At 68.4% G+C, this 22,421-nt stretch carries 24 protein-coding genes; 16 read left to right on the top strand and 8 right to left on the bottom strand.

Annotated elements, in window-relative coordinates; translation table 11 throughout:
- The first annotated feature begins 1 nt into the window (after position 1).
- Both ACXIZN_RS27880 and ACXIZN_RS27875 read left to right on the top strand, forming a co-directional pair.
- On the top strand, positions 2-1,180 hold the full coding sequence (locus ACXIZN_RS27880) for an ABC transporter ATP-binding protein (RefSeq protein ID WP_192746581.1): 1,179 nt from the start codon (positions 2-4) through the stop codon (positions 1,178-1,180).
- A gap of 193 nt (positions 1,181-1,373) precedes the next feature.
- Positions 1,374-2,135 (top strand): NPP1 family protein, encoded by a 762-nt coding sequence (locus tag ACXIZN_RS27875; RefSeq protein WP_457957918.1) that lies wholly within the window; start codon positions 1,374-1,376, stop codon positions 2,133-2,135.
- 6 nt (positions 2,136-2,141) lie between these two features.
- On the opposite strand, the gene ACXIZN_RS27870 is transcribed toward ACXIZN_RS27875, so the two are convergent.
- Positions 2,142-2,342, bottom strand: coding sequence for a PspC domain-containing protein (locus tag ACXIZN_RS27870; RefSeq protein ID WP_034313416.1), 201 nt, complete (start codon positions 2,340-2,342; stop codon positions 2,142-2,144).
- Between the two features lie 199 nt (positions 2,343-2,541).
- Here ACXIZN_RS27870 and ACXIZN_RS27865 point away from each other — a divergent pair, with 199 nt between their 5' ends.
- A complete protein-coding gene (locus ACXIZN_RS27865; RefSeq protein WP_457957916.1) occupies positions 2,542-3,465 on the top strand; it encodes a hypothetical protein in 924 nt (307 codons plus the stop codon).
- 346 nt (positions 3,466-3,811) lie between these two features.
- Here the strand turns inward: ACXIZN_RS27865 and ACXIZN_RS27860 are convergent, their stop codons facing one another.
- Complete coding sequence (locus tag ACXIZN_RS27860) at positions 3,812-4,489, bottom strand: TetR/AcrR family transcriptional regulator (protein WP_457957914.1); 678 nt, start codon at positions 4,487-4,489, stop codon at positions 3,812-3,814.
- 122 nt (positions 4,490-4,611) lie between these two features.
- Here ACXIZN_RS27860 and ACXIZN_RS27855 point away from each other — a divergent pair, with 122 nt between their 5' ends.
- Positions 4,612-6,135, top strand: coding sequence for an MFS transporter (locus ACXIZN_RS27855; protein WP_457957912.1), 1,524 nt, complete (start codon positions 4,612-4,614; stop codon positions 6,133-6,135).
- Positions 6,136-6,212: 77 nt separating this feature from the next.
- On the opposite strand, the gene ACXIZN_RS27850 is transcribed toward ACXIZN_RS27855, so the two are convergent.
- From ACXIZN_RS27850 to corA, 3 genes are all read right to left on the bottom strand, one after another.
- On the bottom strand, positions 6,213-7,052 hold the full coding sequence (locus ACXIZN_RS27850; RefSeq protein ID WP_457957911.1) for a chromosome partitioning protein ParB: 840 nt from the start codon (positions 7,050-7,052) through the stop codon (positions 6,213-6,215).
- Positions 7,049-7,696: a metallophosphoesterase family protein gene (locus ACXIZN_RS27845; RefSeq protein ID WP_457957909.1), complete on the bottom strand. Its 648-nt coding sequence runs from the start codon at positions 7,694-7,696 to the stop codon at positions 7,049-7,051. Before ACXIZN_RS27845 ends, ACXIZN_RS27850 begins: the two co-directional genes overlap by 4 nt.
- A 177-nt stretch (positions 7,697-7,873) precedes the next feature.
- Positions 7,874-8,962 (bottom strand): magnesium/cobalt transporter CorA, encoded by a 1,089-nt coding sequence (gene corA, locus ACXIZN_RS27840; protein ID WP_034313298.1) that lies wholly within the window; start codon positions 8,960-8,962, stop codon positions 7,874-7,876.
- Between the two features lie 249 nt (positions 8,963-9,211).
- On the opposite strand from corA, the gene ACXIZN_RS27835 reads away from it, so the two are divergent.
- Both ACXIZN_RS27835 and ACXIZN_RS27830 read left to right on the top strand, forming a co-directional pair.
- Entirely contained in the window at positions 9,212-9,790 is a 579-nt protein-coding gene (locus ACXIZN_RS27835) for a MaoC family dehydratase (protein WP_225949972.1), read from the top strand.
- A gap of 33 nt (positions 9,791-9,823) precedes the next feature.
- Entirely contained in the window at positions 9,824-10,927 is a 1,104-nt protein-coding gene (locus ACXIZN_RS27830) for a DUF2332 domain-containing protein (protein WP_457957907.1), read from the top strand.
- 124 nt (positions 10,928-11,051) lie between these two features.
- Here the strand turns inward: ACXIZN_RS27830 and ACXIZN_RS27825 are convergent, their stop codons facing one another.
- Positions 11,052-11,480 carry an NUDIX hydrolase gene (locus ACXIZN_RS27825; protein ID WP_457957905.1) on the bottom strand — a complete coding sequence of 143 codons (429 nt, stop codon included), beginning with the start codon at positions 11,478-11,480 and terminating at the stop codon, positions 11,052-11,054.
- A gap of 186 nt (positions 11,481-11,666) precedes the next feature.
- On the opposite strand from ACXIZN_RS27825, the gene ACXIZN_RS27820 reads away from it, so the two are divergent.
- The 7 genes from ACXIZN_RS27820 to ACXIZN_RS27790 all read left to right on the top strand — a co-directional run bounded on the left by ACXIZN_RS27820 (position 11,667) and on the right by ACXIZN_RS27790 (position 16,327).
- A complete protein-coding gene (locus tag ACXIZN_RS27820) occupies positions 11,667-11,828 on the top strand; it encodes a hypothetical protein (RefSeq protein ID WP_005167589.1) in 162 nt (53 codons plus the stop codon).
- Positions 11,829-11,852: 24 nt separating this feature from the next.
- Positions 11,853-12,413, top strand: a complete 561-nt coding sequence (locus ACXIZN_RS27815) for a PH domain-containing protein (RefSeq protein WP_034313292.1) — start codon at positions 11,853-11,855, stop codon at positions 12,411-12,413.
- 51 nt (positions 12,414-12,464) lie between these two features.
- The gene (locus ACXIZN_RS27810; protein ID WP_457957903.1) at positions 12,465-13,328 is read left to right on the top strand and encodes a PHP domain-containing protein; all 864 of its coding nucleotides are present in this window, start codon (positions 12,465-12,467) and stop codon (positions 13,326-13,328) included.
- On the top strand, positions 13,325-13,954 hold the full coding sequence (locus ACXIZN_RS27805; RefSeq protein WP_360092225.1) for a MarC family protein: 630 nt from the start codon (positions 13,325-13,327) through the stop codon (positions 13,952-13,954). Before ACXIZN_RS27810 ends, ACXIZN_RS27805 begins: the two co-directional genes overlap by 4 nt.
- Positions 13,955-14,298: 344 nt before the next feature.
- Complete coding sequence (locus tag ACXIZN_RS27800; RefSeq protein WP_126736335.1) at positions 14,299-15,159, top strand: RecB family exonuclease; 861 nt, start codon at positions 14,299-14,301, stop codon at positions 15,157-15,159.
- Between the two features lie 33 nt (positions 15,160-15,192).
- The gene (locus ACXIZN_RS27795) at positions 15,193-15,528 is read left to right on the top strand and encodes a hypothetical protein (RefSeq protein ID WP_457957901.1); all 336 of its coding nucleotides are present in this window, start codon (positions 15,193-15,195) and stop codon (positions 15,526-15,528) included.
- 115 nt (positions 15,529-15,643) lie between these two features.
- Positions 15,644-16,327 (top strand): hypothetical protein, encoded by a 684-nt coding sequence (locus tag ACXIZN_RS27790; RefSeq protein WP_457957899.1) that lies wholly within the window; start codon positions 15,644-15,646, stop codon positions 16,325-16,327.
- A 40-nt stretch (positions 16,328-16,367) separates the two neighbouring features.
- On the opposite strand, the gene ACXIZN_RS27785 is transcribed toward ACXIZN_RS27790, so the two are convergent.
- Together ACXIZN_RS27785 and ACXIZN_RS27780 are read right to left on the bottom strand one after the other, a co-directional pair.
- A complete protein-coding gene (locus ACXIZN_RS27785) occupies positions 16,368-17,762 on the bottom strand; it encodes an Rv3212 family protein (protein WP_457957898.1) in 1,395 nt (464 codons plus the stop codon).
- Between the two features lie 35 nt (positions 17,763-17,797).
- Positions 17,798-19,396 (bottom strand): DEAD/DEAH box helicase, encoded by a 1,599-nt coding sequence (locus ACXIZN_RS27780; RefSeq protein WP_457960612.1) that lies wholly within the window; start codon positions 19,394-19,396, stop codon positions 17,798-17,800.
- Between the two features lie 507 nt (positions 19,397-19,903).
- On the opposite strand from ACXIZN_RS27780, the gene ACXIZN_RS27775 reads away from it, so the two are divergent.
- The 3 genes from ACXIZN_RS27775 to ACXIZN_RS27765 all read left to right on the top strand — a co-directional run bounded on the left by ACXIZN_RS27775 (position 19,904) and on the right by ACXIZN_RS27765 (position 22,244).
- Complete coding sequence (locus ACXIZN_RS27775; RefSeq protein WP_034313407.1) at positions 19,904-20,557, top strand: ferritin-like fold-containing protein; 654 nt, start codon at positions 19,904-19,906, stop codon at positions 20,555-20,557.
- Positions 20,558-20,618: 61 nt separating this feature from the next.
- Positions 20,619-20,849, top strand: coding sequence for a DUF3107 domain-containing protein (locus tag ACXIZN_RS27770; RefSeq protein WP_005167610.1), 231 nt, complete (start codon positions 20,619-20,621; stop codon positions 20,847-20,849).
- Positions 20,850-20,963: 114 nt separating this feature from the next.
- A complete protein-coding gene (locus ACXIZN_RS27765; protein ID WP_257489030.1) occupies positions 20,964-22,244 on the top strand; it encodes a heparan-alpha-glucosaminide N-acetyltransferase domain-containing protein in 1,281 nt (426 codons plus the stop codon).
- Positions 22,245-22,421: the final 177 nt, after the last annotated feature.

Here is a 22,421-nt window from a genome sequence, read left to right as displayed (position 1 = left end):
CATGGCTGAAATCGTTCTCGAAAAAGTGTCCAAGAAGTACCCCGACGGCGCCCTCGCGGTGTCCGAAGTGGACATCACGATCGCCGACGGTGAGTTCATCATCCTGGTCGGCCCGTCCGGCTGCGGGAAGTCCACGACGCTGAACATGGTCGCCGGGCTGGAGGACATCTCCTCCGGCGAACTGCGCATCGACGGCCAGCGCGTCAACGAGAAGGCGCCGAAGGACCGCGACATCGCGATGGTGTTCCAGTCCTACGCGCTGTACCCGCACATGAGCGTGCGGGAGAACATGGCGTTCCCGCTGCGGCTGGCCAAGGTCGACGACAAGACCGTGCGGGCGAAGGTCGAAGAAGCCGCGAAGATCCTCGATCTGACCGGGCATCTGGACCGCAAACCGGCGAACCTCTCCGGTGGTCAGCGGCAGCGCGTCGCGATGGGACGCGCGATCGTCCGCAACCCCAAGGCGTTCCTGATGGACGAGCCACTGTCCAATCTGGACGCGAAACTCCGCGGCCAGATGCGGACGTCGGTGTCGAAGATCCAGAAACAGCTCGGCACCACGACGCTCTACGTCACGCACGACCAGACCGAGGCGATGACCCTCGGCGACCGGGTCGTCGTGCTCCGGGCTGGTTACGTGCAGCAGATCGGGTCGCCGCAGTTCCTCTACGACAACCCGGCGAACCTGTTCGTGGCCGGGTTCATCGGCAGCCCGTCGATGAACTTCGTGCCCGCGACGCTGGAGAACGGGGCGGCCCGCAGCGCGCTGGGCGACATCCCGCTCACCGACCGGGTGCGGCGGCTGGTCGAAGCCGCCGACGCGCCGCGCGAGGTCATCGTCGGTATCCGGCCGGAGCACTTCGAGGACGCCGCGCTGGTGGACGCCGCCGCCCGCCAGGGCGCGACGTTCACCGCCCACGTCGACGTCCTCGAGTCGATGGGGTCCGAGAAGTTCGCGCACTTCTCGGTCGAGGGTGAGGCCGCGTCGTCGTCCGACCTCGCGGATCTCGCCGCCGACAGCGGTTCCTCGGACGTTCCCGGCGCCGAGTCGCAGATCGTGGCCCGCCTCTCGGCGGCCTCGTCGGCGGCGGAGAACCAGGACGTCGAGCTGTGGTTCGACGCGGACAAGATCAAGTTGTTCGACGGGGCCAGCGGCAAGAACCTGACCTACACCGACTGACCCGCCTATAAGCGCGTGAAGGCCCCTTCCCTCGGCTCAGCCAAGGGAAGGGGGCCTTCACGCGAGTTACGCCTTCACACGCACCGCTTGTCCACTTCGGACATCGTGAATTCCCCACCTTCGGCGGTTTACGCCTCACGGGGCGATCGTGGATCCTCAGCCGCGCATCGGTACCTAGAGAAGGGCGCCTGCCTTGCCGAAGAAGCCGATACGCCGTCTCCTGCAGGGCCTCGTCGGAGCGGTCCTCATCACCACGCTCGCCCCGGCCGTCGCCTGGGCCGAACCCCCGCAGGCCTTGCCGTCGAACGCGACCGAGGCCGACCGCAAATGGCAGCCCGCGTTCGACTACGACACCGACGGCTGCTACCCGACGCCCGCGATCTCGCCGACCGGCGCGGTGGCCACCGGACTCAAGAACTCCGGAGCCCTCAACGGTCAGTGCCGCGACCAGTCGGACCTCGACAACACCAACTCCTACGCGCGGTCGAAGTGCAACAACGGCTGGTGCGCCCACCTCTACGACCTGTACTTCGAGAAGGACCAGGCCGTCCCGGGCATCGACTGCTGCGGGCACCGGCACGACATCGAACACGTCGTCGTCTGGGTCAACGAGGGCCAAGCCCGGTACGTCTCGACGTCGGCGCACGGCAACTACTCCACCTACGACCGCTCCAAGGTCGCCTGGGAGGGGACCCACCCGAAGATCGTCTATCACAAGGACGGCGCGAGCACCCACTGCTTCCGCATCGCGAGCGCGACCGAACCGCCGGAGAACCACTACAACGCCTGGCAGTACCCGGACCTCGTCAGCTGGGACGGGTTCCCGCCCGGTGTCCGTGACACGCTCGTCCGCGCCGATTTCGGCAGCGCGAGCCTGGCGATCAAGGACGGCTCCTTCGAACACAACCTGGGGAAGGCCAAACCGGCGGGCATCCCCTTCGATCCCAACGCCTGAGGCGGATCAGTACTCGCTCTCGGGGAGGGCGAGCCACAGCACGAGGTAGACGATGAACTGCGGGCCGGGCAGCAGGCAGGACAGCACGGCGAGGAGGCGGACCTTGCCCGGCGTGGTGCCGAAGCGTTTGGCGAGACCGGCGCAGACGCCGCCGATCATGCGGCCCTGGCGCGGTCGGGTCAGGCGGGCGGCTACGGGGTTCGTCACGGTATTTCCCTCTCGGTCGTCACGATGTGTGAAACCCATTGTCGTCTCGTGAGGGCCCTGCCGCATCCCACCGCGGAACGAAACGCACCCTTAAGGGCGTGAAATCGCGGTAAGGCGGTCACCTGGGAAAACGTGGCGGACCCTGTGTTCTTCGCCCGTAGGGGCTGGTGTTCCGCGATCTTTTGACGATACTGCTCCGGTGCCCTCGAAGAGACTCAGCGCGGTGATCTGCGGTTTGTTCCTCGTCGCGGCCTGTTCCACGCCGGAACCGGCGGTGACACCTCCGACCACGGCGGGTGAGGAGGCCCTGACCGCCTCCGAGGCGCTCGGCGAATACTCGTCGCTCGATTACTGCAGCCTCGTCGACCAGCGGAAAGTGATCGGCGGCGGAAACGCGGTCAAACCGCCGTTGACCTCTTTCGAGTTCTGCCGTCTCGAATTCGTCGAGGGCGCCAATCGCTACACCGTGACCACCGGCCCGATCACTTCCGGGCAGGATCCGAACAATCAGCCGTACGAATACGCCGGGCCGTTGCCGGAAGGCGTCAGCGTCCAGCGGTCGACGTTCAACGAGGACACCGCCTGCACCCGGCTGCTCACCTTCGCCGACGGGATCAGGCTGTCCATCGCGGTGACCTCCGACGACACGGCGCCCGCCGATCAGGCCGACCGCTGCCGGATCGCCGACGCGACGGTGGATGGCGCGGCCGGGGTGATCGGCGCGCGCAAGGCCGGGCGGCTGAACCTGGACCAGCGTTCGTGGGGCCGCGTCGCGCCGTGCGCGCAGCTCGACCAGCACGAGCTCGACGCCGCCGCCGGACCGGAGACCAAACCGGCGCCGGCGCTGTCCGGGCACAGCTGCATCCGCGGCAAGGTGAGCTTCTCGCTGTCGGTGGGCGCGGACACCACACCGGGCGCGACGGAGGCGCTGGGCGGGCGGCAGGTCCAGGTCACCACGTCCGGCGCGTTCTGCCAGGTGACCACGCACCGCCCGATCCCGGGCACCCCGGACCGGGTCGAGCAGGCGATGCTCTCGGTGGTGGGCGTCGACGGGGCGTCGGAGGACGCCACCTGCGCGGCGGCGCGAGAGGTCGCCGCCGCGGTCTTCCCGAAGCTCCCCTGACGCATTTAGTCCTCTGGATGCGGTCCTTGCCCGCGCAACTACCGCATCCAGAGGACTAATTGCGGGGCCCTCGGCTCCGGGTCGCGTGCACGAAGGCGTAACTCACGTGCTTGAAGGCGCAACTCACGTGCTTGAAGGCGTAACTCACGTGATCGGACGATGACACGCCTGATGGAGGGTTCGGCGCGTGTCGTCCGTCTGGACACGCGAGTTCGCCCTCTGGACACGTGTGTTACGCCTCCAATCACGCGAGTTACGCCTTCAAGCACGCGAGTTACGTCCCCAAGCACGTGAGTTACGCCTCCGGGCACGTGAAGGCGCCGCATTCAGAGGACTAAACGCGGGGCTAGCGCAGACGGGGCAGGCGGAAGGAGCACATCGCCTCGTCCAGCGCCTCGAAGTCGAGGGGCGGATGCGGCAGCGGGGTGGCGCGGCCGGGTTCGGCACGCAGGCCGTCCAGCAGCATCGCGAGGCACCGGCGCCACAGATCCGGCTGGATACCGTGCGTGAACTCGATGACCGAGCCGAGCATCTGGTGCAGCAGCGGTATGTCCGTCGGCATGAAATCGGCGCGGAGGACACCAGCCGTCTGAGCCCGCTCGACGAGCTCTGTGATCAACGGCACCATGCGCGATTTCGCCTCGGCGACGCGCTCCTGACCGAAGACGTTCGACAGCATGACTTCACGTAACCCGCGGTCACCGGCGTGCAGTTCGGCCGCGCGCCACGTGAAGCCCGCGAATCCCTCCCAGGGATCTTCGGCGCGAAGCGCTTCTTCGGCGAACTCGCGGATCGTTTCGAACTGGTCGACGAACATGGCCTCGACCAGGTGTTCCTTGCTCGGGAAGCGGCGATAGACCGTGCCCACGCCGACGCCGGCGTGATGCGCGACGTCGTCGAGGGTCGCTTCGAGCCCGCGCTCGCCGAAGACGGTGTGCGCCGCCGCGATGATGCGCTGCCGATTGAGTTCAGCGTCGCGCCGCAGCGGCCGCGCCGGTGCGGCGGGAGCGAGTTCCCGAGCCATCCGTCCAGCTTAACAAACGAAGTAGAGGACACTTCTCCACTTCTTGTGTACCTTGGGCGCGGAAAGGGGAGATACCTACTCCACATAGCTTCTTCGTCACTATCGGTGAGGAAACCGCCCGTATGCCTGATTCATCCACCGCTGTCGTCACGCCGCCGGGGGACGCGGCCGCGCAGCACACCAACCCGCACCACGCCAGGAGATGGCTGATCCTGGTGATGATCGGTCTCGCCCAGCTGATGGTCGTTCTCGACGCCACCGTCGTGAACATCGCGCTCCCGTCGGCGCAGCAGGACCTCGACTTCTCGAACGACGCCCGCCAGTGGGTCGTCACCGCCTACGCGCTCGCGTTCGGGAGCCTGCTCCTGCTGGGCGGGCGGCTCGCGGACCTCTTCGGCCGCAAACGCGCCTTCCTCGTCGGGCTCGCGGGCTTCGCCATCGTGTCCGCGATCGGCGGCGCCGCCACCAGCATCGAAATGCTGCTCGTCGCCCGTGCCGCGCAGGGTGTCTTCGGCGCGCTTCTCGCCCCGGCCGCCCTTTCGCTGCTGACCACGACGTTCACCGACCCGAAGGAACGCGGCAAGGCGTTCGGCGTCTTCGGCGCGATCGGCGGTGGCGGCGCGGCGATCGGCCTGCTGCTCGGCGGCGTGCTGACCGAGTACCTCGACTGGCGCTGGTCGATGTACGTCAACATCATCTTCGCGGTGATCGCGTTCGCCGGTTCGGCCGTGCTGCTGAAGAACTCCGAGACCGACGGCCCGCGCCCGAAGCTCGACATCCCGGGCACGATCACCGCGTCGGCCGGTCTCTTCGCGCTCGTCTACGGCTTCGCGAACGCCGAGCGCGACTCGTGGTCCTCGGTCTCGGTGTGGGGTTTCCTCGCCGCCGGTGTCGTCCTGCTGGCCGCGTTCGTCGTGATCCAGCAGCGGGTTTCGCATCCGCTGCTGCCGCTGCGGGTGCTGCTCGACCGCGACCGCGGTGGCTCGTACCTCGCGATGTTCCTGCTCGCCATCGGGATGTTCTCGATCTTCCTGTTCCTCACCTTCTACATCCAGCTGAACCTCCAGTTCACGCCAGTGCAGAGCGGGGTCGCGTTCCTGCCGATGGTGGCCACCCTGATGGCCAGCGCGACCTCGGCCACGGCCGTGCTGCTGCCCAAGTTCGGTGCGAAACCGTTGGTGTCACTGGGAATGCTGATCGCGGGCGCCGGACTGTTCTGGCTCTCGGCCATCGACACCACCAGCACGTACGCCGGCGGGGTGCTGTTCCCGCTGATGATCATGGGTGTCGGCATCGGCCTCGCCATGGCGCCCGCCATGAGCGTCGCGACCTTCGGCGTCGACACGCACGACGCCGGTGTCGCGTCGGCGGCGGTCAACACCGCGCAGCAGGTCGGTGGCTCGATCGGGACCGCGCTGCTGAGCACTCTCGCCGGTAACGCCGCGACGTCGTTCCTGGTGGGGAAGGCGCCTACGCCGCAGCTGGCGGCCGAGGCGGCGGTGCACAGTTACACGACCGCTTTCGTGTGGGGTGGGTGGATCTTCGTCATCGGTGCGGTGATCTGCGGGCTGCTGCTGCGATCGGGTGCCCCGGCGAAGGCGCCGGAGGGCGCTTCGGAGGGTGCTCCGGTCGCCGTGCACATGTAGGTCCCTCAACTGCTAGGAAAGGACCGTTCCTTGCAAAATTTGCAAGGAACGGTCCTTTCCTAGCACGCGAGGGGGCGTCAGCGGGACTGTGACCGCACCGCCTCGAAGACCTCGTCGTCCCACCGGTGCGTCCGGATCAGCCGGTACCGCTCGCAAGCCACCCACAGATACGCCTCGGCGTCCGTGCGCGAGCCGATCAGATCCGCCTGCCGCAGCATCGCCACCACCGGCACGAACTCCTCGTCGAACCACCGCTGCGCCAGCGTCGCGCGGTCCGAGTACGCGCCTTCGTCCTGCATCAGCCGGAAACCCCACGCCTCGACGTGCTCACCGAGCCGCGCGTAGTCCCACGGGTCCGTGAACACCACCGAAGCCCGCGCCTGCCCCGACAGCGGGACGCGTTCCAGGAACAGCCGCCGGTAGTCCTTCACGATCAGGTCGCCGCGGTACCGGATCCCGCTCGGGTCCAGTTTGGTCCGCACCTCGGTGACCATCGCCTCTATTGTGGACAGTCGCATCGCGTGCGCCACCGAAACGCGGTGGTGCCCGTCGATGATGAAATGCAGTTCGCCGACGCGGTACACCTCGATCGGCGGAATCGACTCGCCGCGCCGGGTGGCCAGCGCCAGCCGTTCCCAGCGTTCGCGAACCCGCCCGGACGTCGGACGGAAGCGCCGGTCGAAGTCGCGTCCGCGGTCGACGCTGCCGACGATCGAATCGAGCCGGATCACCCGCGCCCCGATCTTCCGTTCGCCGAGATAGCCGAGCGCGTCGACCACCTCGTGGAACGGCAGCATGATGTTGACGTCGTCGGGTTCGCGGCGCAGCCAGTTCGCCAGCCGGGACAGCACCTGACGCCGTCGCGCGCGGAGGAAGTCGTGCTCCGCGTCCGCGCGGGGAAAGCCCGTGTCCTTCATGAGAACTCCATGATCCGGTGCCCGACCACGTTGCGGACCGTGGTCCCGCCGACCACCCGGTCCGGCACGGGTTCACCGTGCGGGTGGATATGCCCGTGCAGCAACCACTTCGGGCGCAACAACTCGATCGTGCGATGGAGACAGTCGAAGCCGCGGTGCGGCGGATCCTCGCGGTCGCCGCAGTGCCGCGGCGGCGCGTGCGTGAGCAGGACGTCGACGTCCCGCCCGTCCCGCCAGCGGCGGAGCCGGGCCCGGTGCACCAGCCGCCGGGCACGCCGTGCCTGCTGGCGTTGCGTCCACTGGTTCGGGCCGTCGTTGTACCGCACCGAGCCGCCGAGCCCGGCGAACCGGAGCCCGCCGACGTCGACGATCCGGCCGTCCGCGTTCACCCCGCCCGCCGGCCCGGGCCACACGGCGGGGAAACCGTCCTTCATGGACAGTCCGCCGTAGCGCGTGTAGCCGGACAGGTCGGGGTCGTGGTTGCCGGGGACGAAGACGCACGGCACGTCGAGCGCGCCCGCCAGGAACTCGAGGTAGTCGTACGGCAGGTCACCGGCGCCGATCACGAGGTCGGCGGGGTGGTTGCGGACGGCGGACGTCCACAACCGCTCTTCGACCTCGTCCGCGACGACCAGCGCTTTCATACGCTCCAGCGTAATGCCGGACGCGCTACTTCGGGCCGTGCGCGAACGCGGGGTCCTTGGCGATGATCGCGACGACGATGCCGAGCCAGACGACGCAGAACGCCAGCGCCCAGAACTTGAGGTTGGTCAGGATCCTTGGCATGGGGAACTCCAGGTACTACCGAAAGCGGGAAGAGGTCAGAGCCAGCGGTTCTTCCTGAATATTCGGTAGAGCAGGATGCAGACGCCGAAGATGACCGTCATCGCCACCGGGTAGCCGAACCGCCAATGCAGCTCCGGCATGTAGTCGAAGTTCATCCCGTAGATGCCGGCCAGCGCCGTGGGGACCGCGATGATCGCCGCCCAGGCGGTGATCTTGCGCATGTCGGTGTTCTGCTGGAGCGTGATCTTCGCCAGTGTCGCGTCCACCAGGGTGGTCAGCAGTTCGTCGAAGTTCGCGACCCGCTCCGCCACGGTGGTCAAGTGGTCGGAGACGTCACGGAAGTAGGAGCGGACCTCGTCCGGGATCAGCCGTGTGTACCCCTCGGCGAGGCGCTGCAGCGGCGTCCCCAGCGGCATGACCGCGCGGCGCAGCTCCAGCACCTCGCGCTTCATGAAGTAGATCTGCTCGGCGCTCACCTTGGAGCGCGGGGCGAAGACGTGGGTCTCCATTTCGTCGATGTCCGACTCGATCGCCGTGGTGACGTCGAGGTAGTGGTCGACGACGTGGTCCGCGATCGCGTGCAGCACCGCGGACGGCCCGAGATCGAGCCGCTCGGGGTCCTGGTCGAGTTCGCGGCGCAGCCTGGCGAGCCCCGAGTGGTTCCCGTGCCGCACGGTGATCACGAAGTCGCGGCCGAGGAAGGCCATCAGCTCGCCGGTCTCGACGATCTCGTTCGCCGTCGCGGGCGACTCGTGCTCGACGTATCGGACGGTCTTCAGCACCATGAACAGCGTGTCGTCGTAGCGCTCCAGCTTGGGCCGCTGGTGTGCTTCGAGCGCGTCCTCGACGGCCAGCTCGTGCAGGCCGAAAGTGTCCGCGATGCCCTGGATCTGGACCGCGTCGGGCTCGTGGAGGCCGATCCAGACGAACCCGGCGTGCCGCTTGCGCACCTCTTTGATGGCCTCGGCGTGCGTCCAGCGGCCGGGCAGGCGCTTGCCCTCCACGTACACCGCGCAATCGACGACGTACGCCGAAAGGGGGACGGGCAGCGGGCGTTCGGGGACGCTCTTGGCGCGGCCGTTGCTCCGGCCGCGAAGGCCGCCGAGCGAGGGAATGGCAGGCATGGGATCTCCTGGGCAGACGTCGTGCGTTGATGCGCGAAGACGACGGGCCAAGCGGTCGGGGGGCCGCTCGGCTAGGCCAGCGTTCCCGGTTTCGTCAGCCCTGCCAGGTGGGGATCCGGCGAGATGTGAAGGCGGAAACGCTGCGACTACTAGGAAGCGGACTATCGCCACTGGACATCGGGTTCCTCACCTCCTTGGCTCGGCGGACGGTTACGCAGTGGTGTGGGTCGCGTTGACGACCCGACACCAATGGTCGAGGGTACTCCTCAACACGAAGGCCTGTCGTTCCAGGCTCACGCCGCGTTACTCGTGCAGGAGGAATGGGTGCAGTTCGGTCGCTATTACGAAGAGTTCGAGGTCGGCGCGGTCTACAAGCACTGGCCGGGCAAAACGGTCACCGAGTACGACGACCACCTGTTCTGTCTCATCACCATGAACCACCATCCGTTGCACCTCGACGCGCACTACGCCGAGGAGACCACCGACTTCGGCAAGAACGTCGTGGTCGGCAACTACATCTACTCGCTGCTGCTGGGGATGTCGGTGCCGGACGTGTCCGGCAAGGCGATCGCGAACCTCGAGGTCGAATCGCTGAAGCACGTGAAGCCGACCTTCCACGGCGACACGATCTACGGCGAGACCGAGGTCCTGGACAAGACGCCGTCGAAGTCGAAGGACGACCGCGGTGTCGTCTACGTCGAGACCCGCGGCTACAAGCAGGACGGCACGATCGTGTGTGTCTTCCGTCGCAAGGTGATGGTGCCGAAGCGGTCTTACGGTGACAGCAGGGGCGGTGAGCAGCCCGGCCGCCCGGTCCCGCACGAATAATAGGTGCCACGAACGGGAAGAGGGAGCGCGTCGATGCCCATCGGGCTGGATGAGATCAAAAGCCGTCTGCGGAAGTTCGCGACGGTCGAGGCGGCCGGTGTTTCGCCGCTGTACGAGCACTTGGCGGCGAAGGCGGCCGAGGACGACGACGTCGCCGGCCTCCTGACCGACGCGCGTGGCGGTGAAGCGCGCGGAACCCTGCTCATGGCGACGGCGCACCGGCTCATCCAGGCCGACCCCATCCACCCGCTCTCGCGGTACTACCCGTCCGTCGGCGGTTTCGACGGCGTGGACTCGGAGACGTGGCCGCTGTTCCGCTCGTTCCTGCTGGAACGGGCGGACAAGGCGCGGGCGATCATCTCCTCGCGGTACACGCAGACCAACGAGGTCCGCCGTGCCGCGCTGCTCTATCCCGCGATGACGACGGCCGCGAAGGAGGCGGGCGGCAAGATCGCGCTGCTCGAGGTCGGCTGCAGCGCGGGGCTGCTCCTCGGCATGGACAAATACGCCTACCGCTACCAATGCGACGGCGGCGAGCAGCTCACCGCGGGGCCCGCGAAGACCGCCGTCGGGCTGCACTGCGCGCTGGACCTCGCGCCCGGCGCCGTCACGCCGAAGGTGCCGAAGAAGCTGACGATCACCGCCCGCGCCGGCCTCGACCGCGCGCCGGTGGACCTGGCCGACGAGGATGAATTGGCCTGGCTCGAAGCCTGCGTCTGGGCCGACCAGCCGGACCGGATCCGGCTCCTGCGCACGGCCGCGGCGGCACAGGGCAAGCAGCGGCCGGAGCTGATCGCGGGCGACGCCGTCGACGATCTCGCCGCCGCGGCGGCCACCCTGCCCGCCGACGCTCCGCTCGTGGTCTTGACCAGTCACGTGCTGGCGTACCTGGGGGACCGGCGGGCGGACTTCATCGAGGCGCTCCGGAAACTCGCCGCGGACCGGCCGGTGTGGTGGGTCAGCGAGGAGTTCTACGCCGCCGCGCTGGAATCCCTGGTGCCCGGCAGGACCGATCTGGCCGAACCGGTGGACCAGGCCGTGCTCGGGCTCGTGCGCTGGGACTCGGGTGTCCCGGACGTGCGGGCACTGGCCCGGACGGCCCCGCACGGGCAGCGGATGACCTGGCTGCCGGTTTGAGTCCCGGCTGCCAGGTTTACCCCATTCGGCCCGTCGAGATGTCGGCAATGCGTCGGGAAGGCTAATTTTCGCCTCTCTCGCTGCTTTATCCCCGCGTCTTTTGCCGAATCGTGTACAGCGGGTGTCAGGACGGCGGGAACTCGCCGGTCGGCAGCACTCCCCAATCGCGGAGAGTGACGAACAGGAGTTCGGCCAAGTGGCCGTGTTCGTCGAGTTCGATCAAGGTTTCGGCGTCGATCCACCGGGCGTCGGTGGCGTCGTCCCCGGCGCGGAGAGTGCCGCCGGCGACCGCGCAGGCGTAGTCATGGATGTCATACGGGCCGCGACGGACGTTGCCGACGAATGTGCCCGGCGTCACGTCCAGCCCGGTCTCTTCGCGCATCTCGCGAATAACGGCCGCTTCGTCCGTTTCGCCCGGTTCGACACGCCCGCCGGGAACCGACCAGAGTCCACGTCCGGGTTCATTCGCGCGCCGGATCAGCAGAATCCGCCCCAGCTCGTCGTGGACGATGCCGCCTACGCAGCGGACGGTGCTGTCCGAAACGGTGTTCATTCCCGAATGGTAGACGCGGGCTTCCTGACAATGGCTGTCCTGTACACGGAGAGTAGCCATACGGTACACTTCCCCTCGCCGGCTGACCCAAGCGCGGGACTTCCCTCCCGCGCCGGTGGAAGGTGCGGTACAAAATGAATGGTCAGTATCCGCAGTCAGTCACCGTAAGAGACAGGATTGATCGCTGTGAACGCGAAAAAGCTCCTCACTTTCGCAGGAATCGCGTTGGTGCTGTTCTTCGTGATCGCGCAGCCAGGTCAGGCCGCGGGCCTCGTGGGAAACATCATCGGCTTCCTGCGTGACTCGGCCGAATCGGTGATCACCTTCGTCAGCAACGTCTTCAGCTAGCGGGGGAGCGGATACTCTATCGGTATGTTCGCCCCACGCGATCCAGACGAGTATCTCCTCGACACCGAGCGGCGGGTCATCCGGATCCGCCGGCACTGGGCTGTGCTGTTGTGGGAAACCTTCGAGACGGCCGCGTTGCTGGCCGTCTGCGTCCTGGTCTCCTACCTGTTGCCGCCCGCCGCGTGGGTCATCCAGAACATCCTCTGGTATGCCGCGTTGCTCATCATCCTGCGTTTCGCGTACGTGGTGATGGAGTGGTGGGTCGAGCGCCTGGTGGTCACGGACAAACGGTTCGTCATGACCACCGGTGTCTTCACCACGAAAGTGCTGATGATGCCGATCACCAAGGTCACCGACCTCACCTACGAGCGTTCGGCGTGGGGCCGGATGATGGGGTACGGGACCATGGTGGTCGAGTCCGCCGGTCAGATCCAGGCGCTGAACCGCATCGACTACCTGCCGAAGCCGGAAGAGTTCTACGACACGATTTCCGAGCTCGTCTTCGGCGACAAGCAAAAGCAGGCCGAGCGCTTTTCGATGATCAAGGCCCAGCGTGCGGCGCGCGGCAAGAAGAAGGTCGGTTAGCGCAGGTCCCGGGGTCGCTGTGACCTGGAGCATCGTCGATACTGAGCGGCGATGCGCATCGACCTGCACGCCCACTCCACCGCCTCCGACGGCACCGACAGCCCTGCCGGGCTGGTCGCCGCCGCCGCGAAGGCGGGCCTCGACGTAGTCGCGATCACCGATCACGACACCACGGCCGGTTGGGCCCCGGCCGCCGAGGCACTTCCGCCGGGGCTCACGCTGGTCCCCGGCGCCGAGCTGTCCACGATCTCCGTCGATCCGGTGACCGGGCGGCATATCAGCGTCCACCTGCTCGCGTACCTCTTCGACCCGGCGTCGCCGTCGGTCGTGGCCGAGCAGGCCCGGCTGCGGTCGGAGCGGCGATGGCGGCTGCGCGTGATGGCCGAGCGGATGGCCGCCGACGGCCTGCCGGTCGATCCCGACGAGGTCATGTCGCTGTTGCCGGAGGACGGTTCGGCCGGGCGGCCGCATCTCGCGCAGGCACTGGTGCGGGCGGGCGTCGTCTCGTCGGTGAACGAGGCCTTCGGGAGTTATCTCGGCAACGGCAGCGGCTACTTCGTGGCGCGGCAGGACACGCTCGTGGAGGACGCGATCGACATGATCGCGGAGGCGGGCGGCGTCACCGTCATCGCGCACCCCTTCGCCTACACGCGCGGCGCGACCATCACCGTCGACGTGCTCGCCGGGCTGGCCGAGCACGGCCTCACCGGCGTCGAGGTCGACCACCCGAACCACGACGAGGAGACCCGCGTCCAGCTGCACGGGCTGGCGGGGGAGCTCGGGCTCGTGCGCACCGGTTCGAGCGACTACCACGGCACGAACAAGACCATCGATCTCGGCGACGAGACCACCGACCCGCTCGCGCTCGAAGAACTCGTCGCGCGCTCGACCGGCTACCAGGTCGTGACGCGGTGACGATCACGGACTTCTTCGACGCGCGCCTGTTCATGAGCGCGACGATCACACTGATCGTCATCATGGACCCGCCCGGCACGGTGCCGGTGTTCCTGAGCCTGACCGGCCGCAAACCGGTGGCGTTCCGCGCCAAGGCCGCGCGGCAGGCGGTGCTGGTCTCCCTGCTGGTGATCTCGCTGTTCGCCGTTGCGGGACAAGCGATCCTGTCGTACCTCGGCATCGGGATCCCGGCGCTCCAGGGCGCGGGCGGGCTGTTGCTGCTGCTCATCGCGCTGCAACTGCTGACCGGCAAGACCGGCGGTGAGGCCGAGGCGGCCGGTGACGACGTCAACGTCGCCCTCGTGCCGCTCGGGACACCGCTGCTCGCCGGTCCGGGCGCGATCGCCGCGACCATCGTCTTCGTGCGGCAGGCCGATGGGCACGTCGGCGCGTACGTGGCTCTCGCGCTTTCCATCGTGACGGTGCACTTCGTGCTGTACCTGTGCATGCGGTACTCGGGCGTGGTCATCCGGCTGATCAAGGAAAGCGGGATCACGCTGCTGGCGAAGATCGCCGGTCTGCTGCTGGCCGCCATCGCGGTCGAGCTGGTGGCGAACTCGGTGAAGGGCTTCATCTCGGGCACGTGACCGGCGGCGGGTGGTAGCAAAGGTCCCTTGCTCCCGGTTCGTTCGGTGTCCCGAAGGTGCCCTTGGAGACGTTCAGCGTCTCGAAGGGCACCTTGGGGGACATCAACCCTTCTCGGGCTCGCCGGACCGCGAACAGGTGGTAGCAAAGGTCCCTTGCTGTCTTTCGCGGCCGCAGCATGTCGTGAAGGACTCCTTGCCTACCCTGAAGGTAGTGAAGGAGGCCTTCACGGATCGCCGCGCAGCCTGAGGCCCGAAGTGGTAGCAAAGGTCCCTTGCTCCCGTTCCCGGGGATCCCCTCGAAAAGTGTCGGTGGGGGTGCGTAGCGTTGCGCGCGGGGTGATCCGATGGAGCAGATTGGTTTCGACTTCGGCGTCGAAGCGCCGCGCAAGCTGACGAAGGTCTCGCCCGCGCGTCTCGCGACGTTCGAAGATTGCCCGCGCCGCTACCGCATGGCGTATCTCGACCGCCCGTCTCCGGTACGCACCGGCGCGTGGGCACACAGCACGCTGGGTGCGGTGGTGCACAACGCTTTGCGGGCGCTGTTCGACCTGCCGGTGATCAAGCGCGTGCCGCAGCGGGCGATGGCGCTCGTCGCCGAACACTGGAAGGACGCCGGGTTCGAAGACGCCGACCAGGCCGCCCGGTATCGCGCCAGGGCCAAGGCCTGGGTCGCGGAGTACGTCGAGCACAACGACGTCAGCGTCGATCCCGTCGGGCTGGAGCGCTGGGTTTCGGCGCCGGTCACGCTCGAGCCGGGCAGCGGCCCCAGCCTCATCATCGAAGGCCGCGCGGACCGGATCGATCAGCGCGGCCGGGAATTGGTGATCATCGACTACAAGACCGGCCGCCGCGCGCCGGACGAGTACGAGGCGCGCTCGTCGCAGGCCTTGGCGCTGTACGCGGTCGCGGCCGCCAGGACGCTGCGGACGCCGTGCTACCAGGTCGAGCTGCACCACGTGCCCACCGGAACCATCGCGGCCGCCGAGCACACCGAAGAGAGCCTGAAGCGGCATCTCCAACGCGCCGACGAGACCGCCGGGGACCTGCGGCTGGCGGCGGATACCCTGGACGCCGGTGGCGACGAGGACGTGTTGTTCCCGGCGCGCCCTGGCCGTCGTTGCTCATGGTGCGACTTCCGGCCCAGTTGCGCGGCAGGCCAGGAGGCCGGGCCCGCGGCTCAGCCGTGGGAGTTGCTGGCGCCCTAGATTCTCGAAACCAGACGATTGGACAGACGAGGCGTGTCGTCACCGGACACCGAAGAGCTCGCGACCATTCCGCCCGCGGACGAGCCCGTGACGCCCGAAGGCGGCCGGTTCTGGCGCGGGCTGACCGGAGCGCTCGCGGCCGGGATGGCCGTGCTGGCGGTGTGTGTCATCGCGATCGCTTCGCTCTGCCTGTTCACCGGCGCGCCGGGGCCGGGGCTCCTGATGCTGATCGGCCACCCGGTCGCGGCGGTCGTCGCTTTGCTGGCACAACGGGTCGCCGACTCGCGTAACGGCCGTGCCGCGGGCGGCGCCGGTCTCGTGGTCGTGGTGAGCGTGACGGCCGCGCTGAGCCTGTTCTGGTGGAACTGACCCGGCAGGAAGGTGCCATCGACGGAAGAAGCGTCCCGTCCTTGCGAAAATGTGGCTCACTGGGCATGTCGTGGATGAACACGCTGCCCCGCAGCGAAGACGAAGGGCACTGTCGATGACCTACCCACCCCAGCCCGGACAGCCCGACCACGGTCAGGGCGGGCAGCAGTACCCAGGGCAGCAGCCGGGGCAGCCGTATCCCGAGCAGCAGCAGTACCCAGGGCAACAGCAGCAGTACCCGGGCCAGCCGCAGTACCAGCAGGGCGGCTACGACCAGAGCGGCGCGTACCCCCAGCAGCAGTACCCCGGCTACGGACAGCAGCAGCAGTACGGCCAGGGCTTCGGCGGGCCGCCCGCGCCCCCGAAGAACAACAAGACCGGCCTGATCGTGGGCATCGCCGCCGCTGCCGTCGTGGTGCTCACGCTGGGTATCACCGGATTCGTCGCGCCCGGGTTCTTCCTCAGCGACGACAAGGCCGAGAAGGCATCCGGCCCGGAAGGGACCGCGCAGGCGATCATCGACGGCATCAACGCCCATGACAGGGCCGCGTTGACGGCGCTCAAGTGCGGGAGCGCCGAGAAGGACATCGACCAGATCATCGAGCGGGTCAACGAAGCGTCGGACGCTTCGCTCGGCCCGGTCACGAAGGTCTCCGAGACCAAGTACACGGTCGCCGTCACGCTGACCGTCGCGGGGCGGCCGGGCACCGCCACCGGCACGCTCGCCAGCGAAGGCGGCAAATGGTGCTGGAAGGAAGTCAGCCGGCTGCGTACTTCCAGGACTTCGACGACGCGCTGACGGCCGGCGGGAGCAAGGGACCTTTGCTACCGCCCGCCGGTCACTTGAGGGCGACGAGGGTGGGGCCGCGCTGTTCCAGCAGCACCGGCCCGACCGAGGAAAGCGAAACCGGGCCGGTGTAGCCGCGCCGGTCGACGCCGACGGTGCGGATAGTGGCGCCGGTCGTCTCGTCGAGCACGGCGAGCCCGCCCTGGATCGGCACGACCAGCTGTTCCCCGAAGGTCACCCCGGGGCCGGTGGAGTTGTTCAGCGTCCAGCGCGGCGTGAGGTCGTCCCGTGAGAACGCCATGGTCTTCGAGCCGGTGAACCAGTAGACGCCCTGCGCGGTCCACGAGGTCGTCATGACGCCGCCCACCGGATCCGGCGTGATGTCCGCTTCGGGCACGTCGAGCGGGTACGCCGACTTCTGCAGGCCGTCGCCGCCGTAGATGACGAGCAGTTTCTGCTCGGGCAGCACGATCAGCGCGAGATCGCCGGACATCGCGACGACCTTCGCGTTCTTGCCGGCGAGGACGGTGCTGTAGTCGACCTTCGGGTCGTCGGCTTCGTCGTTGGTCGCTCGGTAGACGGTGAAGCGGTCGGCCGGGTCGCCGGGGCAGCGCTCGATCACGCCGATCTTGCCCGCCGCGGCGGCCACCGAGCCGTAGGTGCAGCCGGTCCTCGGCTGCTTGTTCGGGTTCACGATGGCGGGGACCTGGCCGTATTCCATGCTCTTGACCAGGTCGTCGCGCCAGGTGTTCAGCAGTTTCTTGCCGGTCGTGGTGACGTGCGATCCGTCGACGACCAGCCTGGTGCCGAGTTCGGCGTCGCCGTTGCGCTGCGCCGTGCGGCGCCCGGTGCCCGCGTCGAGCTGGGTGACCTCGCTGCAGCCGGTGTCCTTGCGGTACACCGCGTCCACCTTGATCCCGGCGAGCGCGACGGTGCACAGTTCGAGATCGCGCGAGTAGCGCCACCGGACCTCGCCGGTGTACGGGTCCCGGCCGAGGACCTCGCCCTTGTCCGCGGTGACGACGCTGTTGGCTTCGCCGATCGGGACCGGGGTCGCCGAACTCGGCGCCTGCCACAGTTCGCTCAGGGAGCCGGGAACCTCCGCCGGCGCGGGCGGAAGCCCTGGCGGCAGGGTGGCGGCGACCTGCGCGACCGTCGCCGCGTTGTCGCTGGTCACGCCGATGACGACGCCGGTGACCGCGACGACCACCACGATCGCCGCGGCGATCACGCGATCACGCGGGCGGTTCCACGGCGAGCGCCGGGCGCGTTTCCCGCCCAGCGGCGGCTCGTCGGCCACCGGCTGGGCGGGATCGGCGTCCAGCACGTCTTCCGTGCCGATCGCGATTTCGGCCGTCTCCGGCTCGCTGCCGTCCGGTTGCCCGGGATCGGCGGGCACGGGCCGCGCCGGTTCGTCGTCCGGCGCGGCGTCCCAGCGTTCGCTCACGTGCCCCTAGCTCCCCATGTCCGCAGTATGAAAGCTCAGTCTGCCGACGCAGGTGTATCAGAAGTCGCCGACGGACGGCGACGGCGGCGTCGGCGAGCCGGACGCTCGGCGCTGTCGCCGGCCTCCTTCTCGACGGCCGGGCCGCTGACCTCCGGGCTCGGCTTCGCGGCGCCACGGCTACGGCGACGGGTCCGCGTGCGGCCCTCCGAAGCGGCCTCGCTCTGGCTTTCGGCGTTGTCAGCGGAAGCGTTCGCGGCGGCGTCGGCGGCCTCGATCTTGGCGGCCGCGTCGGCGCCACCACGGGTCCGCTTGCGCGGCGCGCGGTTGCGCTTGCGGGGGGCTTCTTCTTCCTTCGCCGGCCCCTGGCCACGGCCGCGGCGTTTGCCGCCCAGATCTTCTTCGACCTCGGCCGAAAGACCGGCGCGGGTCCGCTTCGACAGCGGGAGGCGGCCGGTGGTGCCCTCGGGGATGCCCAGGTCGCTGAACAGGTGCTTCGACGACGAGTACGTCTCGGCGGGCTCGGGCATGTCGAGCCCGAGGATGTCCGAGATCATCTTCCAGCGCGGCTCCTCGTCCCAGTCGACGAGGGTGATCGCGACGCCGGTGCGCCCGGCGCGGCCGGTGCGGCCGATCCGGTGGACGTAGGTCTTCTCGTCCTCCGGCGTCTGGTAGTTGATCACGTGCGTGACGTCGTCGATGTCGATACCGCGAGCGGCGACGTCGGTGGCGACCAGCACGTCGACCTTGCCGGAGCGGAACGCGCGCAGCGCCTGCTCACGGGCGCCCTGGCCGAGGTCACCGTGCACGGCGGCGGCCGCGAAGCCGCGCTCGACGAGTTCGTCGGCGACCTTCTGCGCGGTGCGCTTGGTGCGGGTGAAGATCATCGTCAGGCCACGGCCTTCGGCCTGCAGCGCGCGGGCGATCAGCTCGGGCTTGTCCATCGAGTGCGCCCGGTAGACGAACTGGGTGGTGCGCTCGTGGATGGCGCCGGCGTCGTTCTCCTCGGCGCGGATATGCGTCGGCTGGGTGAGGAACGTGCGAGCCAGCGTGATGATCGGGCCCGGCATGGTCGCCGAGAACAGCATGGTCTGGCGCTTGTCCGGGACCATCCGCAGGATGCGCTCGATGTCGGGCAGGAAGCCGAGGTCGAGCATCTCGTCGGCCTCGTCCAGCACCAGCCCGCGGACCTTGCCCAGCACCAGGTGCTTCTGCTCGGCCAGGTCCAGCAGGCGGCCGGGGGTGCCGATGACGACGTCGACGCCGTTGCGGAGCGCCGCGATCTGCGGCTCGTAGGGGCGGCCGCCGTAGATGGCCAGCGTGCGGATGCCGAGGTGCTTGCCCGCGCCCTTGAGGTCGTTCGCGACCTGGATGCACAGCTCGCGGGTCGGCACGACGACCAGCACCTGCGGGGTGCCGTCGCCGGGGACCTCGACGCGGTGCAGCAGCGGGACGCCGAAGCCCAGCGTCTTGCCCATACCCGTGCGGGCCTGGCCGATCAGGTCGTCGCCCGCCATGGCCAGGGGCAGCGTCAGGGCCTGGATGGCGAAGGTGCGCTCGATCCCGGCCTCGCTCAGCGCCTTCACGATCTCGGGCTTGACGCCGAAGGAAGCGAAGGTGGGGGCCTCGGGTTCCACCGGTGCGCCCGCCTGCAGCGGGTGCGACACGTCGAGCGCCGCCGGGCCCGATTCGCTGTGCTCCAGCGCGACGGCCTCCGGCACTCCGTTGGTGGTGTTCTCAACAGTTGTGGGTTCGTTCGTGGTCAGGGTGCTCGCCTCTCTCGTGACCAGCGCGCACTGCCCTGGTCACCGATCGACACTCGACCACGAAAATTCGCTCGGGCTCCGCGCTACTGGCGCTGAAGCGGCCCTTCGTGGGAATGCCGCAGGATGGCGTGCACGCACATCATTCTTGCGCTGATCAGGGCCGCACCGGCTGTCCTTCAGCCGCAGCAGCGTCCCGATCCGGGACGGATGATCCGTCGTATCCGGCCGCCAGTCTACCTGATCTGCGGTTTTCGGATAGTCCCCGCCGCGCCGGAGGTGGGAAGGCTCTCTTTCCGGCCAAACCCCCCGGCGCGCCGGGGAGGGTGGGATCGGTCTCTTCACCACCCCGAAGGTGTGTTCGGCGATACCCTTTCCGCCGTGACGGAGGCAAAGCAGATCAGTGAGGGCGTAGTCGATTTGCTCGGCGTACTCGCCTATGGGGAATTGTCCGCATTCGATCGCATGGCCGAGGACGCGCGCACCGCGCCGACGCTGTCCGGCCGGGCCGCGCTGGCGTCCATGGCGGCCGCCGAGATCGGGCACTACGACCTGCTCACCAAGCACCTCGCGGGGCACGGCGTCGCGATCGAGGACGCGATGCGGCCGTTCGTCGGGCACATCGACGCCTGGCACGCCTCCACGGCGCCGCGTTCCTGGCTCGAGTCCCTGGTGAAGGCCTACGTCGGAGACGGGCTCGCAGCGGATCTCTACCGCGAGATGGCCAGCTGGCTCGATCCCGAGACCAAGGATCTGGTGCTCACCGTGCTCGCCGACACGGGACATTCCGCGTTCGCCGAGCGCGAAGTCGCGGCCGGTATCGAGGCCGACCCGAAGGCGCGGGACAAGCTCGCGCTGTGGGGCCGCCGTCTGCTGGGCGAGGCGTTGACGCAGGCCCAGTACGTCGTCGCCGAGCGGGACGGGCTCGCCGAGCTGATCGTCGAGGGCTCCGGCGACCTTTCGGGAATCGCCGCGCTGTTCCGCCGGTTGCAGCAGGGGCACACCAAGCGCATGCAGGTGCTGGGGCTCGGCTGAGGTCACTTCGGCTAGCCTTGGCGCACCAGTGATTTTTCGAACTTTCAAGCGGAGGTCCCACGTGGAGGTCAAGATCGGCATCAAGGACACGCCGCGGGAGCTCGTGGTGTCCAGCAGCCAGTCGCCCGACGAGGTCGAGGAACTGGTCGCGAACGCCTTGAGGGCCGGCGACGGGATCTTCCGCCTCGACGACGAAAAGGGCCGCAAGTACATCGTGCCCACCGACCGGATCGCCTACGTCGAGATCGCGCCGTCGGATGTTCGCAAGGTCGGCTTCGCTGTTGGTGGCTAACCCGATCGGGTTGTAGTCGGATGTCACAGTGGCGTCACCGCTGCGTCTCAGCCAGCTCTCAGATTTGATCGTCACGCTATGGCGGGGACGGCAGGGGGCTAGCCGAGAAATGAGGTGGACGGCGTCACTGTGATGGACCGCGCGCTGCTCGACGGCGTGCGCACAGTTCCCGAACAAGGCAAACGGGTCGCTGGGCGGCTGACCGGTATCGACGTCGCCCGCGGCCTGGCCGTACTCGGCATGTACGCGGTGCATGTCGGCCCCGATCCCGCCAAAGGCGGCGTCGGGGTGCTGTTCAAACCGTTCGAAGGTCATTCCGCCGCGTTGTTCGCGGTGCTGGCCGGGGTCTCGATCGCGCTTATGTCCGGCGGCCGCCGTCCCAAACAGGGCCGCGACCGGACCCGCGTCGCACTCAAACTGGCGACCCGCGCCCCGCTCCTGGTGGCGCTGGGACTGTGGCTGACCAGCCTCGAGACCGGCTACATGGTGATCCTGGCCTACTACGGGGCCTGTTTCCTCTTCGCGATCCCTTGGCTGCGCGCGGGCGCGAAGGCGCTGGCGATCGCGGCGGTCGTCGTCGCCGTGGCAGGCCCGCTGCTCTCGCATCTGATCAGGGCGCAACTGCTGCCCCGCGACCTGCTCTTCTTCGCGCCGGACCTGACCGCGGACGACATCACGTCGACCGGGCTGCTGAAGGCCGCGACCGTTCTCGTCCTGACCGGGACCTTCCCCGCGTTGACGCTGATGGCGTACGTGTTCGCCGGGATGGCGATCGGGCGGATGGACCTGACCTCGCGCAGCGTGTGCCGTCGGCTGTTCTTCGGCGGATCGGCGCTCGCGGTGGGCGGGTACGTCGTGTCCTGGATCGCGACCGGGCCGCTCGGCGGCATGCAGGCCGTGTACCGCTCGCTGGAACCGGCCGCCGCGCAGATGGGCATGACGCCGCCGGAATTCCTGCGGCTGCACCAGACGTGGATCCACGGCACCCCGCCGACCACCAGCTGGGCCTGGGAACTGCTGCCGACGGGGACCTCGTACACGCCGTTCGACCTGCTGATCTCGATCGGGATCGCGGCGGCGGTGATCGGTGGCTGTCAGCTGCTGATGCCGAAGTTCGAACGCGTGCTGCGGCCGCTTTCGGATCTGGGCGGGCGGGTGCTGAGCGCGTACGTGCTGCACTTCGTGGCGATCGCGCTGCTGTGGGACGAGAGCGACGGCGACTCGATCTTCAGCGTGCTGCACTTCGTCGAGTTTTCGGTCGTGGCGCTGACCGCCGCGGTGCTGTGGCGGAAGTTCATCGGGCGTGGGCCGCTGGAATGGGCGATGAACAAGCTGTCGAGCTGGCCGAAGTACGTGGTGCCGCGGAGCCGGGTGCCCGCTCAGCGGCAGGGCTGATTTCTGCAGGGCCGGCGGCGCCGGGTTTCCAATGTCGCATTTGAGACGCTGAGCGCCTCGAATGCGACATTGGGAACCCTGAGCTCCCGAAGGCGGCCCGCGCTGACCTGCGAAAAGAGAGCAAGGGACCTTTGCTCTCTTTTGTTAGCACGCTAACGAATGAGAGCAAAGGTCCCT

Source organism: Amycolatopsis sp. TRM77291 (assembly GCF_054166285.1).
Note: the sequence above shows the minus strand (reverse complement) of the source record. Positions and strands in the feature narration are given on the sequence as shown.

Coding starts and splice junctions, on each gene's coding strand:
- ACXIZN_RS27855 (WP_457957912.1), top strand. CDS start 4,612: ATGCCTGATTCATCCACCGCTGTCGTCACGCCGCCGGGGGACGCGGCC.
- ACXIZN_RS27825 (WP_457957905.1), bottom strand. CDS start 11,480: ATGAACACCGTTTCGGACAGCACCGTCCGCTGCGTAGGCGGCATCGTC.
- ACXIZN_RS27810 (WP_457957903.1), top strand. CDS start 12,465: ATGCGCATCGACCTGCACGCCCACTCCACCGCCTCCGACGGCACCGAC.
- ACXIZN_RS27880 (WP_192746581.1), top strand. CDS start 2: ATGGCTGAAATCGTTCTCGAAAAAGTGTCCAAGAAGTACCCCGACGGC.
- ACXIZN_RS27845 (WP_457957909.1), bottom strand. CDS start 7,696: ATGAAAGCGCTGGTCGTCGCGGACGAGGTCGAAGAGCGGTTGTGGACG.
- ACXIZN_RS27830 (WP_457957907.1), top strand. CDS start 9,824: ATGCCCATCGGGCTGGATGAGATCAAAAGCCGTCTGCGGAAGTTCGCG.
- ACXIZN_RS27790 (WP_457957899.1), top strand. CDS start 15,644: ATGACCTACCCACCCCAGCCCGGACAGCCCGACCACGGTCAGGGCGGG.
- ACXIZN_RS27850 (WP_457957911.1), bottom strand. CDS start 7,052: ATGAAGGACACGGGCTTTCCCCGCGCGGACGCGGAGCACGACTTCCTC.
- corA (WP_034313298.1), bottom strand. CDS start 8,962: ATGCCTGCCATTCCCTCGCTCGGCGGCCTTCGCGGCCGGAGCAACGGC.
- ACXIZN_RS27815 (WP_034313292.1), top strand. CDS start 11,853: ATGTTCGCCCCACGCGATCCAGACGAGTATCTCCTCGACACCGAGCGG.
- ACXIZN_RS27860 (WP_457957914.1), bottom strand. CDS start 4,489: ATGGCTCGGGAACTCGCTCCCGCCGCACCGGCGCGGCCGCTGCGGCGC.
- ACXIZN_RS27800 (WP_126736335.1), top strand. CDS start 14,299: ATGGAGCAGATTGGTTTCGACTTCGGCGTCGAAGCGCCGCGCAAGCTG.
- ACXIZN_RS27835 (WP_225949972.1), top strand. CDS start 9,212: ATGGTCGAGGGTACTCCTCAACACGAAGGCCTGTCGTTCCAGGCTCAC.